This window comes from Maribacter litoralis, from assembly GCF_003075045.1.
Taxonomy (GTDB): domain Bacteria; phylum Bacteroidota; class Bacteroidia; order Flavobacteriales; family Flavobacteriaceae; genus Maribacter; species Maribacter litoralis.
On the sequence record NZ_QCZD01000005.1, the window covers coordinates 193374 to 213515 of the forward strand.

Consider the following 20142-nt stretch of genomic DNA (forward strand, 5'->3'; position numbering starts at 1 on the left):
ATCCTTTAGTTGGTTTTACAAATCTCCTATAAAAAAACATATAACAACAAAAAAGACGTTCAAAAGAACGTCTTTTCTATTAACGGGTAAATTGAAATTATATTATTGCACTAAAGAATACAGGAATGCCTCCAAATTGGTGTAGCCATCACCATCTTCGTCTCCATTGGCAGTTTTAGATAAATCTCCATATACATCTCTTTCCCAGGCATCGGCAATTCCATCGTTGTCGGTGTCATAATCGGAAGATCTTGAGGTACTTTCTTTGCTCGGAACTTTTAAGGAGCCAAAATCACCGGTATTGTTAAAATAGTCTGCTATTGCCTGTTCATCCATACTGTCTTGGTACAGACTATTACCAGGAAGTTTATCTCCAAACACCCTTGCCTCAATATCTTGTACGGTACTAGCCCAGGTTAATATGGTACTATTGGTAATAGCTCTATTGTTGATTTTATAGGTAATGGAGTTTTGGTTGTACAAATCGTACTGGTGCGCATTTACTTGGTAGTTATCCTGCAAATATAAATTGCCGTCAGAAATTGACATACTATTTAAATTTTGGACCCATTGAATGCTAGCATAATTAGGGGTGTTATTGGGAAAGGATTTGTAGATATTCCCCAAGATATCGGTATCATGCCCATAAGCAATATATAGCCCTTCTTCATATCCATATGTAATGTTATTGATAACTTCAATGTTTTCTTCATTTTCACCATAACCTAGTAATATGTTTCTATAACCTGTATGGGACATGTAGTTTCCTACAAATGAAAAATCATAGTTTTCTCTGCTAAATAAAAAAGTACCTACAGACAACCCATTGCTAATCATACAATTTTGGATAGTTACATTTTTAGCACCTTTTGACGACATATTTTCATCGCTTCCATGACTTACACTAACATGGTCTAAAATGATATTGCTCATCCCGCTATCGTTCCGAAGGCGAATACCATCATTATTTGTACTCTTATTGTTGTTTTCCCGAATGGATATGTAGCGTATTATTACATTGCTAGCAGAGATATCAAGGGTACCCCCATAACTAGAACTTGAAATATTGTCGCCTCTGATGGTGATACCAGGGAATGGGGCGGTTTCACCAGCAATTGTCAAATCTCCATTAGAAACTCCGATGTTTAATTGCATTCCTGTTAAATAGATGTCGCCACCTACATCAAAAACTATGGTTCTTGGTCCTTTTAGTGTTTCTATACCATATCTTAGACTTCCACTACCGCTATCATTTAAATTGGTGACATGATAGACTATACCGCCTCTTCCGCCGGTGGTGTTTTTACCAAAACCTACCGCCCCGGGAAAAGCCAAAAGTTCACCCAAATCACTAGAAGTAACAGTAACGGTTGCTTCTTCTTTGGTGGTGGACCCAGTTTCTTCATCAACAACTTCAGCAGTATAGGTAAAGGTATCTTCAGATACAGGTGTGGTTTCCTCTATAACAGTTTCTTCTGTAGTTGTTTCTTCATTACTGGCTTCAGTTACTGGTGTATAGGTTAAAGTGTTGTCGTTATTAATGGTCACATTGCCATTACTAGGTGTTGATGTTTCTATAATAGTAACATTTTCAGGATTACTAAAATTGTCATTATTTAAAACATCCATTAATATGGAGTTTTGACCAGGTGCCATGTAAAAACTATCATCGGCAAGTAAGACTATGCTTTGTAGGTTGTCTTCTGTATTAATGACATATTCAGATAAAAGGTCGGCATCTTTACTGCAAGAAAAGAATAAGAAAAAAGCAAAAATTGACAGGATCCATCTTGTAATTAAACTAAAATACTTTGACATAAGTAGGTAATTTTGTATTGAATTAAAATTATTGCGCTTTGGGTTACAATAATAATCTAATGTTTTGATTAGTCGATGAAATGTTCGTTTTATTCGATGAAAGGTAAATTATGATTTGGGTGCTAAGTATTTAACGTTGTAAACCATAAATTATTTCTCAGAAACACATTAATCGATTAAGTGTAATTTTTGATTGAAAAAAATTAGATTATTATAAATAACCCTTTGCTTACGTTACTTATCTGTTGATTGGATGTTTTTAATCGATGAACTGCGTTGTTTTTTTGAAAAAATCGATGAACTACTTGTTTTGTTAACTTTTCTTTAAAATAATCTATTCAATTTATGTCGCTATCGTTATTTATATTAACTCAATAAACCTCTTTGAAAAGTCTTCAATAGATTTGGAACATACATCTTAAGGATTACAATAAAAGTGCTTATTGCTATTTGTTGAAGGGTGATATTTTATTATAAATTTCCACACTACACTTAAATATGAGAGTTTGGCAATAGAATATAAAAAAGAAATATTCTGAAAAGAATTATTAATAAACTTAAAAAAGTAAATTTTATTTTTTGTGATATTTAGAATCTAAACGCTTCCAAATCTGTTCTAAAGCCCACTGAGATATTTCATGATTGGCATGCGTAGAATCAGACAAAATTTCAAAACTACCATTACTAAACGTTTCCATCTTTTTTTTAATGAATTTGTCATATTGTAAATAACCATTGCCACCATAGCAGCAAGGATCATATTTATTACTTATTTGTGTTTGTGAACGGTTAGGTCCAGTTGAGCCTAGGATGTAGAGGTCCAAGTAGTTTATTTTTGTATAAAGTTCAGGATAAGTTTGTTCAAAATCTCCATAGTTTCTAGAGGGTTCTTGGTATCTTACAAACATTGGATAGCTTCCTGCAACAGGGTAGCTGTTATCAATCCTCAAATCTAAAGCTGCTGCCAAAGTGGTTGTCCATCCACCTCCACTAACGCCAATCATTGAAATGTCGTTAAATCTTTTGGTTTCAGCATAATTTAACATGGTAATTACTGGGGCGATAAAATATTGTAACGGATTTGTTAAATATTTAAATTCTTCATGATTCGATAATTGTATCTTTCCTATTTTAGGAATTTCTATAACAGGTCTATTGTTTCGTCCTTTGAGGGGCATGGAAAAGGCATATACGGTAAATCCTTTGGATACAAAATATGCTATAGTATTTTTTCCGATTAAAAAATCACCACTATGACCTTGATGATATAATACCAGTCTATTATTGTTTTTCTCTGGAAGAAATATATAACCGATCGATTTAATATTATAGTTTTGAACAATTTCAAATTGCTCTATTTGCCTAAGGTTTTTTAAATTTTCAAAAGCTTGATCCTCTTTTTGTACTATAGTGTTGATCTGTAATTTGAAAGGGTTCATATCCCCAAATATTATAGAGTCTAATTCCTTGCGTATACTTAAATAATTGTCAGAAGTAACAGAGGTAAGAGCGTTTAACTCTTTTGAATCGTATCGTATATTTTCCAGTGCATTTTCGGGTTGTATTTCCGTATTATCTTGTAAATTTTTAAGTAGACTGTAAGGGAATACATGATATTTGCCAATGAGTATACCGTAAATAAGAGCAATAAGAATTAAGCAAATAATTAAAGAGATACGTAGTGTCTTTTTTTTATTCATTAGAAATATCATTTTTTACGGTTGTATGAATTTTATACAGCACACCTTAGTGTCTATTAATTACTTTTGATGTTAGTTTTAAAAGAAAGATAAAAAATACTAGAATTAATTTAAGACCACTTAGTTTTAATTTATTGTCCTTATAGGCCCATCTAGCCCTGACATAAGAATAGGCTTTGTCTCGGTAATAATTTGCGTTAATAATCTCCGAAAAAGAGGCCGAATTCAACTCATAATAGGCACTGTAATAAACTCTTTTTAATATTCTTATTTTTGATTTTTTTTGTTGAGTGATGCCATCTGGGTTAGAATAATAGGTGCGGTGTATTATGTTCACACATAGAAAATCATAGTGTTTGTTGATTCTATTCCAACTGACACTAGGACTTATTCTAGAATTGGGATTGGTATATTTTTTATGTTTTTTTAATACCTGGGTGCGCCAACTGTGCCATTTTTCTCCAGCTATATTTAGTTTTCGATTTAAAACCCGTTCTTTAAAACTCACTTGCCAAAAATTCTTGGGCCAAGGTTCGCCAATTAGATTATTGTTTTCATCTTGCACTAAGGTCCATACGGCGCCAATTTTTTCACTATTGGCTGTATGGTCGATCATGTCCCATATCACTTTGAGGTCGTACAATGTGTTAGGAGCAAAAGTATCATCAGCGTCCGCATTGATTGTAATCGGTCTATTACATAAATCCACTCCGGCGTTTAAGGCATAAGCCTTCCCTTGGTTTGTTTCCATTTTATGGTAAACAATTTTAAAGGAACTGTTTTTTTTCCAGCCCTTTACAATTTCTTCCGTATTATCAGAGCTACCATCATCAGAAACAATCCATTCAAAGTCTTGAAAGGTTTGTGATACTAAAGACTCGTATACCCGATGAATAAGATTAGCGGAATTATAGGTGGTGGTAAGTATGCTGAACATTGGATGTTATTTTTTAATTACAGTTGATTTTAAACGTTTTACGACATCCCTACAATATGAGTTGCTAACATATAGAAAAAGACCATAAACAGATGCGCTAATAATACTTAGTAGAAAAGCATTGTATGTCCACTGATAAAAATTTAGTGGTACGGTAACTATATAGGGTATTGTTATTTTAATGAATAGTAAACTTAATGAAAAGGTGATAAGTAATTTCGCTACACCTCGAAGGTAGCTTTTGTGACTTTTTTTAAACCCCCATTTAAAAACATAATATGGGCGCCATACTCCCTCAATGCTTAATACACTGCAGAAAGTACCGATGAGCAAACCGGAAATACCCATGTATTGTACCAAAATTACGGATAGTGTTAAATTAATAATGCTTTTTGCAATAGGAGCCCATACATCGTCATAAAGGCCATAAGCTTGTTTAAATACTTCGGTGGGTTGTACTACTTGTCTTAAAAAAAAGACGGCTGCGAATATAATAATCGTATTTTCTGAAAGCACATACTTATCTCCTAACCAGAGGTTTATAAACGGATTAATTAGATAAAAAATGTTAATAACGCCAAGCCCACCAATAAAATAGCGTAAAACCATCATTTCCCAAAATACCTGTTTAATGCTTTCGGGTTTATTTTCGGCGACCAAATTGCCAACACTTGCTTTAGAACCAGCAAAAATTTTTGTAACCAATGTTCCTAAATTGACCAATACCAATTGATAATTAGCAAAATAGGCCACCAATTCTGCACTCAAAAAAAAGAAAATTAAGATGTTATCTAAGCCACTAGCTAAAAATTCCCCGATTTTATGAATACTAATTTGTTTAATTTTTGTGACTAAAGAGGTATAGCTTTCAAATTTACGTTCACCTTTTGTAACTGTGGTAGACAGTACAAGCCATGGATATTCTTTAGTTATTTTTTTTCGAATGAGTATCGTATAAATTAATCCGGTTAATACTTCTAACGATATCCATAGCACAAAACTTTGTAAATAGTATACTGATATTGCTTGCAGTATAATCTTAGAAATATTAAAAGATTGATAATATTTGGCGACGATATAGTCCTTCTGATCCGCTTGTAGAAGAATCATATGGTAATTGAAGAAATAGCCGAGTAACGAGGCAGTTAACAATCCAAAAAAAGTTAGATAAACTAGCCATAGACTAATTTCAACCTCGTTGAAAATGATAGGAAAAAATAATGAAAGTATTATGCTTCCCGTAAGTATGAAAAAACCTATTTTCTTATAAATGTGACCAAAAAATTGAATTATATGGTTTATTTCTTTATAGTCATTTTTATGTAAAGGTTTATATAGGGTATAGCCTATAGCGGTACCTATGCCCAAGTCAGCCAAATTGATAAAAGTTAAGAAACTACCAAGGGTAGAAACGATTCCCATAAATTCATCTCCCAATCCATCTAAGAATATTTTTCTTGAAATAAACTGAGATGCAATAAACAGTACATGGAAAAACAGCCCTACTTTGGCGTTTTTAATGGTTTTTGCTAGACGTGACATGAAAGGTAATTGGTGGAATTCATTATTTTGAAATCATAGTTCTCTTTTTTAAATAGAATACTAGTACAAGGCTTTTCATTTTTATTGGAAGTTAAAACCTGACCAAAAATAAGTTGGTCAGGTTTAGTTTTTATCAAAATAATTGTAATGCTATGGTAATTGTTAAAGGCAATTGCACCAGAACAAGCTATTTAGCTTACAATCTTCCATCAACCCCTTCGGTCAAAATACCTTTTACATCGTAAATAACGCCATGGTCGTTCAAAAGACTTTTTAAGTCTAAATTCAAAAATTCTTTATGGGCCACGGTTAATACCACGGCATCAAATTTCTGATTTGGAATTGTATTGGTGATGTTTAGCCCATATTCGTGGGTTACCTCTTTAGGTGAAGCCCAAGGGTCGTAAATGGCAACATTGGTTCCGTAGCTGGATAAATTATTAATTACATCCACAGCCTTGGTATTACGTACATCGGGGCAATTTTCTTTAAAGGTGATGCCCAATACCAAAATATTGCTCCTTTTAATTTTAATGTCTTTATGAACCATAAGTTTTACCACTTCAGAAGCTACATATTTACCCATGGTATCGTTCATTCGTCTACCGGCCAAGATAATTTCTGGGTGGTAGCCAAATTCTTGTGCTTTTTGAGCCAAATAGTAAGGATCTACACCTATACAATGCCCGCCGACCAAACCGGGTTTAAAAGGTAAAAAGTTCCATTTAGTACCTGCAGCTTCCAGTACTTGGTGGGTGTCGATACCCATTAGATTGAAAATTTTAGCCAGTTCATTGACAAAGGCAATATTAATATCGCGTTGCGAATTTTCTATGACCTTGGCTGCCTCGGCCACTTTTATAGTGGGGGCTAGGTGTGTGCCAGCTGTAATAACAGAAGCATACAGGGCATCAACTTTTTTACCCACTTCTGGTGTTGAACCAGAAGTTACTTTAAGAATTTTTTCTACGGTATGCTCTTTATCGCCCGGGTTAATACGTTCTGGAGAATACCCGGCAAAGAAATCTTCATTAAAAACCAGGTTACTAATTTTCTCTAAAACCGGTATGCATTCATCTTCGGTAACCCCTGGGTAGACCGTAGATTCATAAACCACCGTATCTCCTTTTTTTAACACCTGCCCAACCGTTTCACTTGCTTTATACAATGGTGTTAATATTGGTCTGTTGGTGCTGTCAACAGGTGTGGGTACAGTTACAATATAATAATTACAATCGGCAATATCTGTTAATTGATTGGAGCAGAAAAGCCCGGTTTCCATTTTTGGAGAATCTTTGAGTACATGTTGAAGAATAGCATCTTCAACCTCTAAGGTGCTATCATGACCTTTTCGAAGTTCATCTATACGACCTTGATTAATATCAAAACCAATTACAGGGTATTTGGTGGCAAATAAACGGGCTAAAGGCAGACCAACGTAACCTAACCCAATAATGGCAATTTTTATATCTTTCATAATCTTCTTACTTCGGCTATAATAAATAACCGTAATTTATTAGTTAGTTGCGACAAGCAACTTTTTATATTTTTACTTCGGCTACGCTCAGTAACCATACTTATGTACTAACTCTAAAGTTTACTTCAAATTCTCCCAATACCATTTCACCGCTTCTTTAAGTCCGGTTTTTATATCATATTTGGGGTCGTAACTAAGTAATGCCTTTGCTTTGTCTACCGATGCCAAGGAATGTGGTACATCACCAGCTCTGGTAGGACCATACACATTTTTAATTTCTTTTATTTTAGGGTCATAAGCCCCTAAATATTCTTTTAAAAGCGCGGTTAGTTCATTTAAATCTGTACGTTCGCCAAATGCTGTGTTATATACGGTATTTAATGCATTTTGGTTGTCGGTTATTATAGCGCGAACATTCATTTGAATAACGTTGTCGATATAGGTGAAATCTCTAGAAAAAGAACCATCGCCATTAATTACCGGCGATTCGTGCTGCATTAACTGCATTACAAATTTTGGAATAACGGCTGCATAGGCACCGTTTGGATCTTGTTTGCGGCCAAAAACATTAAAATAACGTAGACCAATGGTTTCAATGCCGTAGGTTTTGCTAAAAACATCAGCATACAATTCATTTACATATTTTGTAATAGCGTAGGGGGAAAGGGGTCTGCCAATAATATCCTCTACTTTAGGCATGTTGGTTGAGTCACCATAAGTAGATGAGCTTGCGGCATAAATAAAGCGTTTTACTTTGGCATCTCGTGCGGCGACCAACATATTTAAAAACCCGGCCACATTAACATCATTACTGGTAATAGGGTCGTTAATAGATCTTGGTACAGATCCTAAGGCGGCTTGGTGCAAAATATAATCTACACCCTCACATGCTTTTTGGCAATCGGCTAAATTTCTTATATCACCTTCTAGTAACGTGAACTTCGGATTTTGTGCTAAAGGTGCAACATTTTCGCGTTTGCCCGTAGCAAAATTATCTAAACAAGTAACCTGGTTGCCATTTTGTAATAAAGCGTTACAAAGGTTAGACCCTATAAAGCCGGCACCACCTGTAACTAATATGTGAAATTTTGAATCGAGATTGTATAAATTCATTTATATGTTTTGAGATTGCAAATATGTATAATTTAACTTATAATCAACAATTATAGTATATGAATGCATCAGTTTATTCGATAAATATCCATGTATTTATTGAAGTTGGATTTTTAAATTGTTTTCTGGTTAAAAGTTGCAAAAATTAATTTGATTTTATATTTATTTTTTTCTTCAATTGAAATGTTAATAATTGAGCGCCCTTATCAGATAAATGGGTTCTGTCTTTCCATAAATCAATAGTATTGTTGTGCTTAAAGAAATCAGTATAATCAATATATTCAAAAGTTGATTTTTGAAGAAATTTTTGAAGTTTTTGATTGTCTGATTTACAAACATCATTATAAATAGGTGCTGTAAATAAAACTATTCTTTTATTGTTTTGTTTACTGAATATTTCTAATTCAGTTAAATAGTGTGCATATATTGGATTTAATGTTAGCTTGTTTTTACAAGGTTTTGTAGTGTTTCTCTTTAGAATTTTTTCTAAAATTTCTTTTTGGTTAGAATTAACTACTAGTGGGTCATAGCCTTTATATTTTGTGTAATCATAATTTGGAAAGTATATGTTTTTGATCATTCCTAATATAGACCCGGTATATCCAAGACTCCAATAAAAATTTTGAAGAGGATTGTTTTTTTTAAGGAAATCAATTTCATTTTTTATAGCCTTATTTCTATTGTATTTACTTTTTAATGATTGTACATCGTCTCCGTTATAACTTTCTGAAAAAGCAGTTTCTGGGGAGATATGCATTAGAATAACTTGTTCTTTATTAGAGAGTGTTTTTATAAGAGTGGAGGCATAAGCCATTTTTGTGCCATCTAATCCAATATTAAAACTATTGTCGTGTATTTTACTAACGTCTACATGGTGGTTAGCTCTTGAACTCCCTACAACTATAAAATCTAATTCATCTTTAATTTCTAGGAATTGATTTAATTTACCGATACTCTGACCTGAATACACCTCATCGCTAATAGAGTTTAATAGTACAAACGCAATTTTATCCATTAGGTATGAGCCAACTAAAATCAACGCAATTATTTTTATAAAATAGTTTCGAACGTTTGTATTCATTATTTAAAATTGAAAATAAATAAAGTTATTTGAAGTCGAATAAAATAAGATGATAAGTAGAATGGTAAATGAGCAAATAAAGGATGTTTTTACTATATTAAATTGATTTCCTAATAGTTCTAAGGTTATCTTCTTTTTAAACAGATAATAATCAAAAATTATACCCAAGGTCAAAAGTAAAACGGAATTAGCTAAGGCATTAATATCTCCCATATAAGGTAAAGTCCATTCAAACAAGAGAATTTTTTTAATAGCTATTGTAGCGATAGTTAAATTTTGAGCTCTAAAAAAAACCCATGCTAATAAAACCACAGCGAACGTAATTGGATATCCTAAAAAATTTATGGGTTTGAGTTTAATGGAAAAAGATTTAGATTTTATATATTTCTCTATTGCCAATACAAATCCGTGAATACCGCCCCAAATAATAAAATTCCAAGAACTACCATGCCATAAACCACCTAGCAGCATAGTTAATAATAAATTTCGATAGGTGATTTTAATTCCCTTTCGGTTACCACCTAAGGAAATATACAAGTAGTCTCGTAACCAAAATGATAAAGACATGTGCCATTTGCGCCAAAATTCTGTAAGAGACTTTGAAAAATAAGGAAGGTTAAAATTTTGATGAAATTTGAAGCCTAAAAGTTTAGCACTGCCAATGGCTATATCAGAATATCCTGCAAAATCAAAATATATTTGAAATGCATATAGAAAAGTTGCTAATAAAATGCTGGAAGAATTGTATATACCTACATCAGCATAAATTAAATCCACATAGGCCGCAATTGTATCTGCAATCACAATTTTTCTAAATAATCCAATGACAATTTGTACAAGTCCTTCTTTGATCCATTCTTTACTTAGGTTTCTTTTTCTTTCCATTTGTGGGAGCAGGTTGGATGCTCTTTCTATTGGACCGGCTACTAGTTGTGGAAAAAAGGCGATATAGGTAAAGAAGGATAGGATATTCGTTGTAGGTTGAAAATCTTTTCTATAGATATCTATAGTGTAGCTTAAAGTTTGAAAGGTGTAGAAACTAATCCCTACAGGTAGAATAATATTTAGGGTAAGGTCATTTGGTTGCCAACCAGCCTGATTCATAAGTTGAGAGAAAGATTCAGCAAAAAAATTGTAATATTTGAATACTCCTAAAAAACCCAAGTTTGCAATGAGACTTACATAAAGCCAGAATTTTCTTCGACTTTGATTGGATGCCTTAAAAATTTGTAAACCTGCAATATAATCTATACAAGAGCTAATAATAATTAAGGATAGAAATCTATAATCCCACCATGCATAAAAAATATAACTAGCTAATAAAAGTAAAATATTTTGTAATCTAAAATTGTTTTGTAGCATCCAATACAAGATAAAAACAATAGGAAAGAAAATTAAAAATTCAAAAGAGTTAAAAAGCATTTATATCAAGTTGTTGGAAATTAGATTGGTTATAAATTATAATAGATGAATGCAATATTTAAGTACTTTCTACTTTGTTTAAATGCAATAATAATGAGTGTTATTTTTGGTAATAACCTTTATACCAGTCAACAAATTGTTGAACACCTTCTTTAATAGGGGTATTGGGGCGGTAATCATAATCTGCTATTAGGTCATCTACATTGGCCCATGTTTTCTCAACATCGCCAGGTTGCATAGGGTACATGTCTTTTTTGGCTACAGTATCTAAACTTTCTTCAATGGCGGTTATGAAATCCATTAATTTTACGGATTTGCTATTACCAATGTTATAGATTTTAAAATCGCCTTTCTTTTCTACTTGTTCTTTAACCGGTTTTTGAATTATACGAACCACGCCTTCGGTAATATCGTCTATATAAGTGAAATCGCGTTCAAGCTTTCCGTTATTAAAAACCTTTATAGGTTTATCGTTTACGATGGCATCTGTAAATAAAAACATGGCCATATCTGGTCTGCCCCAAGGGCCATAGACCGTGAAGAATCGCAATCCGGTAGTTTTAAATCCGTATAAATGGCTATAGGAATGCGCCATTAACTCATTACTCTTTTTGGTGGCCGCATATAAACTTACAGGGTGATCAACGGCATCGGTAGTTTCGAACGGAATTTTTTCATTCAACCCATATACACTTGAGCTACTGGCGTATACCAAATGCTTTATCTTGTAATTGCGACAGCATTCTAAAATATTAAGAAAACCCACTACATTACTATCTACATAAGCTTCCGGATTTTCTAAACTATAGCGAACACCGGCTTGTGCTGCCAAATTACAGACCACATCAAACTTTTGTGCTTTAAACAGTTTTGGTAAATTTTCGCGATCTTCAAGTCCCAATCTTATAAATGCAAAAGCAGAGTGAGTGGTGCTTTTTGTCAATACATTAAAATGTTTGGCCTCTTCCTTTTGTATGCCAAGTTCATATAACCTAGCATATTTAAGATTAACGTCATAATAATCGTTGATATTGTCTAAACCGACCACATCATGCCCGTTCTTTATTAAGCTCTTTGAAACGAAAAAACCGATAAAACCGGCAGCACCGGTAACTAATATTTTCATGATTGCCCTATTTTGTAATAGTTGAAGCCAATGGTTTTCATAGTATCGGTATCTAAAAGTCGTCTACCATCAAATACAAAGGCCGGTTTAAGCATTTGAGTATAAATCGTTTTCCAATCATAAGTCTTAAACTCGTCCCATTCGGTCAAAATAGCAATTGCATGTGCTTCTTTTGTAACTTCAATAGGTTCTTTGGTTACTTTTAACAACCTTCTGTTTTCTTCTGGAGACCTCGTGTTTAAGTAATCTAAATCTGCATAAATACGCTCTTCTGAGACTTTAGGGTCATAGACTATAATTTCTGCACGTTCTTCCAATAAAGCATCTGCAACGGCAATGGCAGCAGATTCTCTGGTGTCATTCGTGTCTTTTTTGAAGGCCCAACCATATATAATGATCTTTTTGCCCGAAATGGTATTGTATAAGCTAGAGATAATATTCTCGGCAAAACGGCTCTTTTGGTAATCATTGGCAATAATGACCTGCTCCCAGTAATCGGCAACTTCCGTGAGCCCATATGACCTTGCAATATAAACCAGGTTTAAAATATCTTTTTGAAAGCAAGACCCACCGAAACCCACCGAAGCGTTTAAGAATTTAGGGCCAATGCGACTATCGAAACCTATTGCCCTAGAGATTTCTTGAATATTTGCATCTGTTTTTTCGCACAAAGCCGATATGGTATTGATGGAGGAAACACGTTGTGCCAAAAATGCATTGGCAACCAATTTAGATAACTCTGACGACCATACATTGGTCTGTAAAATACGTTCTTTGGGCAGCCAGTGTTCGTAAACAGCACTTAGTGCGTCTTTTGCAGCTTGCCCACTAGGTGTGTCATTACCACCGATAAGTACACGGTCGGCATGTATTAAATCTTCAATAGCGGTACCTTCTGCAAGAAATTCTGGATTCGATAATATTTCAAACTTTACAGAATTTCCAGTATTATCTAAAATATTTTGAATGGCTTGCGCGGTTCTTACCGGCAGTGTCGATTTTTCCACAACAATCTTGTCATCTTTAGCAACTTGTGCAATATTACGAGCACATAGCTCGATAAATTTTAAATCTGCAGCCTGCCCTTTGCCTTTGCCATATGTTTTGGTAGGGGTGTTTACCGATATAAATATCATTTGAGCTTCATCAATAGCTTTGTCGACTTTTGTAGAGAAAAAGAGATTTTTTCCTCGTCTTTCACCTACAATTTCTTTTAAACCTGGCTCATAAATAGGTAATGTATCAAGATCATCGGTATTCCATTGGTCAATGCGGTCTTTATTGATGTCTACTACGGTAACTTGTATTTCTGGGCATTGTTTTGCGATTACCGACATGGTTGGTCCACCAACATAACCGGCACCGATACAACAAATTTTTGTAATATTTTTCATGAATGGATTATGGGAATTAAAAAAGCAAAGATTAAAAAATAACGACCGATTAAGAAATATATTATAGATGAATTCGTTATTTAGACGTTTAAAAACAGGTTGTACCGATTAATGGGATATGCATTTCATTTAACCGATAATTTACATGTATTAAACGAAATATAATATAAAATCTCTTTTGTCATGATAAGTATAGTTAACTTTGACTGTATATTTGTAATCCTAAATTGACAACTATTGAAAACCATTTCAGCACCTACTAAAATTTGGCTTTCCTCTCCACACATGGGAGGCACTGAACAAGATTTTGTCAAAGAGGCTTTTGATACCAACTGGATAGCTCCTTTAGGTCCAAATGTGAATGCTTTTGAAAAAGCAATACAAGAGAAGCTTGGAGAAGATATTCATGTAGCTGCATTAAGTTCTGGTACGGCGGCTATTCACTTGGGGTTAGAATTGTTGGGTGTAGGTAAAGGTGATGAAGTCATTTGTCAAAGTTTTACCTTTTCAGCATCTGCAAACCCTATTTCTTATTTGGGTGCTACTCCGGTATTTGTGGATAGCGAGGTTGAAACATGGAACATGTCGCCCAATTTATTAAGAAAGGCGATTGAAACAAGAATTGATGCGGGTAAAAAGCCTAAGGCAATTATAGCGGTTCACTTATATGGTATGCCTTATAAAGTAACCGAAATAAGAAAAATTGCAGATGAATTTAAAATTCCTGTTTTAGAGGATAGTGCCGAAGCGTTAGGGAGTACCTTTAACAATATTGCTTGTGGTACTTTTGGCGATATAGGTATATTGTCATTTAATGGAAATAAAATTATAACTACCTCTGGTGGAGGTGCCTTAGTCTCAAAAAACAAAAACCATACCGATAGGGCTATATTTTTGGCAACACAGGCTAGAGATGAGGCGCCACACTATCAACATTCGAATATAGGGTATAATTATAGAATGAGTAATGTGCTAGCGGGTATTGGTCGTGGGCAAATGCAAGTTTTGAAGGATAGAGTAAGCGCTCGCAGGGCCAATTTCTTATATTATAGAGAGCATTTAGAACAATTTGCTGAAATTGAATTTCTAGACGAACCGGTAGGGTATTTCTCGAATCGATGGTTAAGTTGTATCTTAACACCGTCATTTGAAACAAGAGAACAGCTTAGATTGGCACTTTTAGAAGAGAATGTTGAATCGAGACCATTATGGAAACCTTTGCATTTACAGCCTGTTTTTAGCGACACCCCACATTTTGTGGATGGAACCTCTGAAACATTATTTGATAGGGGTCTCTGTTTGCCTAGTGGTTCTAATCTGACTAGTGAAGAATTGGAACGTATAGTAACAACCATCAAAACCGTTTTATCATGATACAAAAGTACCTTAGTTATAATGCGCAACGTTACGCTTCTAAATGGCTAGTGTTGGGTATAGATTTACTTACGGTAGTTTTTTCATTTGTACTATCTTATTTTATTCGTTTTAATTTAACCTTAAATTTTGATATTCATAATTTTTTGGTTCAAATTCCATTGGTGGCAATATCCTCTTTAATTGCCTTTTTAATTGTTGGTTCGTATAAGGGTGTTGTACGACATACCGGAGTACGCGATGTCTATAATATTTTTAATGCAGTTTGTTTTTTTAGTATCCTTGTAATATTTGTGGTCTTAACCAATAGACAATTAGGAATGTTGGATGAATTTACCATTCCTTTGTCCATCATAATCATTAATAGTTTAATTACTTTTATTGGATTGGTAGCTTCTCGTTTTGTTTTTAAATCGTTTTATAACAAGATGAATAGTAATATTAAGGTTACAAAGAATATTATTATTTATGGTGCGGGCGACTCTGGTGTTTTAACACATAGTGCCATAGCAAATAATACGAGAAGTAGATATAAAGTAATAGGATATATAGACAGAGATGCCAAAAAAATAGGTAAAAATATTAATGGAGTACCTGTTTTTGGTAGAAGAACCTTGACCGAAGCGTTCATAGTAAAAAATAATATCTCTGAAATTATATTTTCTATCCAGAATATTGACTCTATAAAGTTAAGAAAAACTGTTGAGGGTCTTGTTGATTTACCGATTGTGGTTAAAATTGTACCACCAATAGAAGATTGGATCAATGGTGAGCTTAAGGTTTCTCAAATTAAGCAGGTACAAATAGAAGACTTGTTGGATAGAGCGCCCATTACTATAAAAAAATAGTAAGATAGCCATGGAGTTAATGAATAAATCTATTATGGTTACGGGCGGGGCAGGATCAATTGGAAGTGAAATTGTACGTCAAATATGTAATTACTCTTATAATTCACTAATTGTTTTAGATTCTGCAGAATCTGCTTTGTATGATCTTCAGCAAGAATTAAAGCAAAATGGCTTTCATAATTTTATTCCTATTGTAACCGATATTCGTGATAAGAATAGAATGAATGCTTTATTTAGCGAGCATAAACCTAATATAGTTTTTCATGCAGCTGCTTATAAGCATGTTCCGTTAATGGAATATAATTCTTATGAGGCTATTAAAATTAATGTTGGAGGAACTAAAAATGTAGCGGACCTTTCTATTTTGCATGGTGTTGAAAAATTTGTTTTTGTTTCTACGGACAAGGCAGTAAACCCTACTAACGTCATGGGAGCCACTAAGAGAGTTGCAGAAATGTATATTAGTTGTATGCAGAAGGAAAATAAAACCAAGTTCATTACAACTCGTTTTGGAAATGTATTAGGTTCTAATGGTTCTGTGATACCTTTATTTAGAAAACAAATTGAAAAAGGTGGTCCGTTGACCTTAACCCATAAAGAAATTACTAGATATTTTATGACCATACCGGAAGCTTCTCAACTAGTTTTGGAAGCAGGAGCTATGGGTGAAGGAGGGGAAATATTTATATTCGATATGGGTGAATCGGTGAAAATCTTTGATTTGGCCAAAAATATGATCAAACTTTCTGGGCTTAAGTATCCGGAGGATATAGACATAAAAATCACTGGTTTACGACCAGGAGAAAAGCTTTACGAAGAATTGTTGGCCAATGGTGAAAATACTTTACCGACATATCATCAGAAAATTAAAATTAGCAAAGTACGTGATGTGGAGTATGCTAAAGTGAGATCTAAAATTGATGAACTGTGTATTACCAATATGTTTTTTAGTGGTAATACAATTAAATTGATGAAAGAAATAGTTCCGGAATACGTGTCTCAAAATTCTGATTTTTGCGAATTGGATGCAGCTAAAAAGGATTTAAGTGACAAAGCTTCAAAAATTGCTAAACTAAAAATTGTCCAACCATAAAATTGACAACTATAAATTAATTAAATAGAAATATGAGAACACTAAAGCATTTTTTACGACTACCATTTTTTCTTATAATATTAGTAATTTTTATGGGCTCATGTGGGTCGAGTGAAGATATAGTATATTTTCAAGATGCTGCTGACTATGAAACTATTGTGAGTGATAATAGTCATAAAAATACTTTTAAAATTGATGACGTAATCGGTATTAATGTGTCAACATTGGATCCGACGGCCAGTATACCATTTAATTTGTTCTCAACCGCAGGCGAAGGCAGTTATAGCCAGCCACAGCAGTTAGATTATATTGTGGATAAAAATGGAGAAATAGATTTTCCGGTTTTAGGAGCCATAAAAATAGTAGGACTAACACCTGAAGAGACTAAACAACTTTTAAGTGAAAAATTGCTACCATATCTAAAAGATCCGATTATTAATATTCGATTAAGAAATTTTACCGTTACCGTTTTGGGTGAGGTTAATCGCCCTGGTACCTATCAGGTGAATGGAGAGCAGATAACGGTATTAGAAGCTATTGGTCTAGCCAATGACCTTGGAATAAAAGGTAAGCGTGATAATGTACTTGTTATAAGGGATTTCAATGGAACCAAAGTGTATACACGTATTGACCTTACAAAGAAAGCTTCTTTAAATTCACCTGTATATTATTTGACTCAAAATGATGTTGTATATGTAGAACCGAATAAATCTGCGGTTTCGCAGTCTACATTAGATAATCGGGCAGGACTAACCGTGTCGATTGCATCTTTAGTCATTACTACAGCAGTTATTCTTCTTACAAGATAATACAGGAATCTTTACATCATTACTTAATTTACTATGAGTTTTTCAGAAAAGAAAGAGGATATTAAGAATATTATTGAAACTTATGCCAAACATTGGAAATGGTTTATTTTATGTGGTCTATTAGCTATAGTTGCTGCCTATTTTAATATTAGATACACCATTCCTGAATATAATGTACAATCTCAGATACAGATAGTTCAAGAAAAAAATTCAGGTAGTGAGCTTGGGGTTTTTCAAGATTTGAATATAATGGGTGGAACATCTAAACAGGTAGAGGATGAAATAGAGATTTTAGGTTCTAGGTCTAATTTTATTGAAGTGGTTAAAGAATTAGGGGCAAATATTACGATAAAGGCTTTAGGAAATGTCATTAATTCTGAAGTATATACTAATCCTCCAATCAAGATTAATTTTATTTCAGCAGATTCTATTGTTTATAATTCTAGATACAGTTTTTTCATTGAGTTTACTTCTGCAACTACATTTAGTTTTACGGAAACAGAGGGAACTCCTCCAAGAATATATTCTTTTGGAAATGGTATACCAACTTCAATGGGAGACATGGTAATTACACCTAATGTTAAGGATCCAAAGGGATTAATTGGTAAAGACTATCATGTTTCAATAAACACGGTTGAGAGTGTAGCAAGGGCATTTAAAGCTGCAGTTTCGATTTCTGTAACAGAAGAATTTTCAAACATTTTAAATGTTTCTATGGTAAGTCCTATACCGGAAAAAGCAAGAAATATTATTGACAAATTAATAGAAGTTTATAATAGAAACGCAGTAGAGGAAAAGCGCCGTATAGCAGATACTACTTCGGAGTTTATCAATAATCGAATTCAGTTGATATCCGGTACCTTAACTAATGTCGATAAAGATGCACAAGAATTATTGACAGAGAAGGGGATGACCGGTTCTGGAATTGAGGTTGGTGCTGCTGTACAAGTTAGTGCGAGTAGCCGGCAGAGTTTAGAAAATGCCAAGGTACAGCTTGAAATGGTTAGTGGTTTAAAAGATTATGTGAGCGGTGAAACAGGTTATGATGAAATGCCTGTAGTAGATGTGGGAAGTGGAGCCTTAAGCCAAGCTACAATACAATATAATACATTAGTAGCAGAGCGTAAACGTTTATTAAAGAGTGCTGATGAAAGAAATCCAATGATTGTTAATTTAGATGAACAATTAGATGGTATTAAAAGTACAATGCAGTCCAGTTTAAATTCCCTTGAACGCAATGTTGGTATGAACGTTAGTACACTTCAAAGTCAATTAGGTAGAATTCAAGGAACTATCTATTCTGCACCAGAAAATCAAAGAGAATTAAGAAACATTACAAGAAAACAAGAAACTACAGAATCACTTTATTTGTATTTGTTACAAAAAAGAGAAGAGTCACAGATTGCATTTGCGTCTGCAGCTCCAAAATCTAATATTATAGATAAAGCTTTTGTGTCGAGTCCTACTCCGGTAAAACCCAAAAAGACTATTACTTATTTAGCTTCTTTAATGCTTGGGTTATTATTGCCGTTTGGATTAATTTTTGTAAAAGACCAGTTAGATACTAAGATACACAATAAGCATAGTTTAGAGGTTCTTTTAAAAGATATACCAGTTTTAGGGGAATTACCTAGACTTTCAAAAAAAGATAATAAGATTATTATTAATGACGATCGTTCAGTTTTAGCAGAAGCTTTAAGGATAATTAGGACTAATCTAGATTTCCTTATAAAAACTAAACATGCCACTAATCAGAATAAAAATAATATTATTTACGTAACTTCAAGTACGCCCGGAGAAGGAAAAACCTTTGTTTCTACAAATCTTTCAATGATTTTAGCGAGTACGGATAAAAAAGTTTTATTGGTTGGGGCTGATATAAGAAATCCAAAATTATATACTTTTTTCTCTGGAGATTCAGTGGATAAGCTAAAGACACCTTCAAGAAATAAGGATGCAGGTTTAACAGAATATCTTTTGGATGATTCAATAAATACTAAGGATATTATTAGACCTATGTTAGTACATCATAATACAATAGATGTTATCTACTCAGGGAAAATTCCGCCAAATCCGGCAGAGCTTCTTATGAGCTCTAAAGTTGAGAGGTTGTTAGATGAAGTTTCGGAATTGTACGATTATGTTATAGTGGATACAGCACCTATGATGGTGGTGAGCGATACCTTGTTAATAGCTCCTTATGCTAATCATATTATATATGTAACGAGAGCAGGGGTTACTGATGAAGCCGCTGTAAAATTCCCGATTAATCTTCGTGATGAAGGCAAATTAAAAGGTATATCTTTTGTTGTCAATGATGTTACTTTAGATGAATTAGGATATGGAGGGAAATACGGTTATGGATATAGCAAAACAAGTAAAAAATGGTGGAAATTTTAAATAATTAA

Annotated in this window: 13 protein-coding genes and 1 pseudogene; 4 read left to right on the plus strand and 10 right to left on the minus strand. The window is 33.6% G+C overall.

Going from position 1 to position 20142, the window contains the following annotated elements; all coding sequences use genetic code 11:
* Positions 1–102: 102 nt before the first annotated feature.
* The 10 genes from DCS95_RS17630 to DCS95_RS17675 all read right to left on the minus strand — a co-directional run bounded on the left by DCS95_RS17630 (position 103) and on the right by DCS95_RS17675 (position 13610).
* A complete protein-coding gene (locus DCS95_RS17630; protein WP_116772113.1) occupies positions 103–1818 on the minus strand; it encodes a hypothetical protein in 1716 nt (571 codons plus the stop codon).
* A gap of 572 nt (positions 1819–2390) precedes the next feature.
* Positions 2391–3518, minus strand: a complete 1128-nt coding sequence (locus DCS95_RS17635; RefSeq protein ID WP_116772114.1) for a hypothetical protein — start codon at positions 3516–3518, stop codon at positions 2391–2393.
* 46 nt (positions 3519–3564) lie between these two features.
* Complete coding sequence (locus tag DCS95_RS17640) at positions 3565–4455, minus strand: glycosyltransferase family 2 protein (RefSeq protein ID WP_116772115.1); 891 nt, start codon at positions 4453–4455, stop codon at positions 3565–3567.
* Positions 4456–4461: 6 nt separating this feature from the next.
* Complete coding sequence (locus DCS95_RS17645; protein WP_116772116.1) at positions 4462–5997, minus strand: lipopolysaccharide biosynthesis protein; 1536 nt, start codon at positions 5995–5997, stop codon at positions 4462–4464.
* Positions 5998–6193: 196 nt separating this feature from the next.
* Positions 6194–7474: a nucleotide sugar dehydrogenase gene (locus DCS95_RS17650; RefSeq protein WP_116772117.1), complete on the minus strand. Its 1281-nt coding sequence runs from the start codon at positions 7472–7474 to the stop codon at positions 6194–6196.
* Between the two features lie 120 nt (positions 7475–7594).
* The gene (locus tag DCS95_RS17655; RefSeq protein WP_116772118.1) at positions 7595–8587 is read right to left on the minus strand and encodes an SDR family oxidoreductase; all 993 of its coding nucleotides are present in this window, start codon (positions 8585–8587) and stop codon (positions 7595–7597) included.
* A 145-nt stretch (positions 8588–8732) separates the two neighbouring features.
* Entirely contained in the window at positions 8733–9668 is a 936-nt protein-coding gene (locus DCS95_RS17660; RefSeq protein WP_116772119.1) for a hypothetical protein, read from the minus strand.
* Positions 9669–9671: 3 nt separating this feature from the next.
* On the minus strand, positions 9672–11030 hold the full coding sequence (locus tag DCS95_RS17665) for an MBOAT family O-acyltransferase (RefSeq protein WP_244178488.1): 1359 nt from the start codon (positions 11028–11030) through the stop codon (positions 9672–9674).
* Between the two features lie 160 nt (positions 11031–11190).
* Complete coding sequence (locus DCS95_RS17670; protein WP_116772121.1) at positions 11191–12216, minus strand: NAD-dependent epimerase; 1026 nt, start codon at positions 12214–12216, stop codon at positions 11191–11193.
* Positions 12213–13610: a nucleotide sugar dehydrogenase gene (locus tag DCS95_RS17675; RefSeq protein WP_116772122.1), complete on the minus strand. Its 1398-nt coding sequence runs from the start codon at positions 13608–13610 to the stop codon at positions 12213–12215. Before DCS95_RS17675 ends, DCS95_RS17670 begins: the two co-directional genes overlap by 4 nt.
* A 285-nt stretch (positions 13611–13895) precedes the next feature.
* Here DCS95_RS17675 and DCS95_RS17680 point away from each other — a divergent pair, with 285 nt between their 5' ends.
* The 4 genes and pseudogenes from DCS95_RS17680 to DCS95_RS17695 all read left to right on the plus strand — a co-directional run bounded on the left by DCS95_RS17680 (position 13896) and on the right by DCS95_RS17695 (position 20134).
* The gene (locus tag DCS95_RS17680) at positions 13896–14984 is read left to right on the plus strand and encodes a DegT/DnrJ/EryC1/StrS family aminotransferase (protein WP_116772123.1); all 1089 of its coding nucleotides are present in this window, start codon (positions 13896–13898) and stop codon (positions 14982–14984) included.
* Positions 14981–16925: pseudogene (locus tag DCS95_RS20700) on the plus strand (polysaccharide biosynthesis protein). Before DCS95_RS17680 ends, DCS95_RS20700 begins: the two are co-directional and overlap by 4 nt.
* 32 nt (positions 16926–16957) lie before the next feature.
* Positions 16958–17734 (plus strand): polysaccharide biosynthesis/export family protein, encoded by a 777-nt coding sequence (locus tag DCS95_RS17690; protein ID WP_116772124.1) that lies wholly within the window; start codon positions 16958–16960, stop codon positions 17732–17734.
* A gap of 33 nt (positions 17735–17767) precedes the next feature.
* Positions 17768–20134 (plus strand): GumC family protein, encoded by a 2367-nt coding sequence (locus DCS95_RS17695; RefSeq protein ID WP_116772125.1) that lies wholly within the window; start codon positions 17768–17770, stop codon positions 20132–20134.
* Positions 20135–20142: the final 8 nt, after the last annotated feature.

Coding starts and splice junctions, on each gene's coding strand:
- DCS95_RS17640 (WP_116772115.1), bottom strand. CDS start 4,455: ATGTTCAGCATACTTACCACCACCTATAATTCCGCTAATCTTATTCAT.
- DCS95_RS17645 (WP_116772116.1), bottom strand. CDS start 5,997: ATGTCACGTCTAGCAAAAACCATTAAAAACGCCAAAGTAGGGCTGTTT.
- DCS95_RS17650 (WP_116772117.1), bottom strand. CDS start 7,474: ATGAAAGATATAAAAATTGCCATTATTGGGTTAGGTTACGTTGGTCTG.
- DCS95_RS17655 (WP_116772118.1), bottom strand. CDS start 8,587: ATGAATTTATACAATCTCGATTCAAAATTTCACATATTAGTTACAGGT.
- DCS95_RS17670 (WP_116772121.1), bottom strand. CDS start 12,216: ATGAAAATATTAGTTACCGGTGCTGCCGGTTTTATCGGTTTTTTCGTT.
- DCS95_RS17675 (WP_116772122.1), bottom strand. CDS start 13,610: ATGAAAAATATTACAAAAATTTGTTGTATCGGTGCCGGTTATGTTGGT.
- DCS95_RS17690 (WP_116772124.1), top strand. CDS start 16,958: ATGAGAACACTAAAGCATTTTTTACGACTACCATTTTTTCTTATAATA.
- DCS95_RS17680 (WP_116772123.1), top strand. CDS start 13,896: ATGGGAGGCACTGAACAAGATTTTGTCAAAGAGGCTTTTGATACCAAC.
- DCS95_RS17695 (WP_116772125.1), top strand. CDS start 17,768: ATGAGTTTTTCAGAAAAGAAAGAGGATATTAAGAATATTATTGAAACT.
- DCS95_RS17660 (WP_116772119.1), bottom strand. CDS start 9,668: ATGAATACAAACGTTCGAAACTATTTTATAAAAATAATTGCGTTGATT.
- DCS95_RS17635 (WP_116772114.1), bottom strand. CDS start 3,518: ATGAATAAAAAAAAGACACTACGTATCTCTTTAATTATTTGCTTAATT.
- DCS95_RS17665 (WP_244178488.1), bottom strand. CDS start 11,030: ATGCTACAAAACAATTTTAGATTACAAAATATTTTACTTTTATTAGCT.
- DCS95_RS17630 (WP_116772113.1), bottom strand. CDS start 1,818: ATGTCAAAGTATTTTAGTTTAATTACAAGATGGATCCTGTCAATTTTT.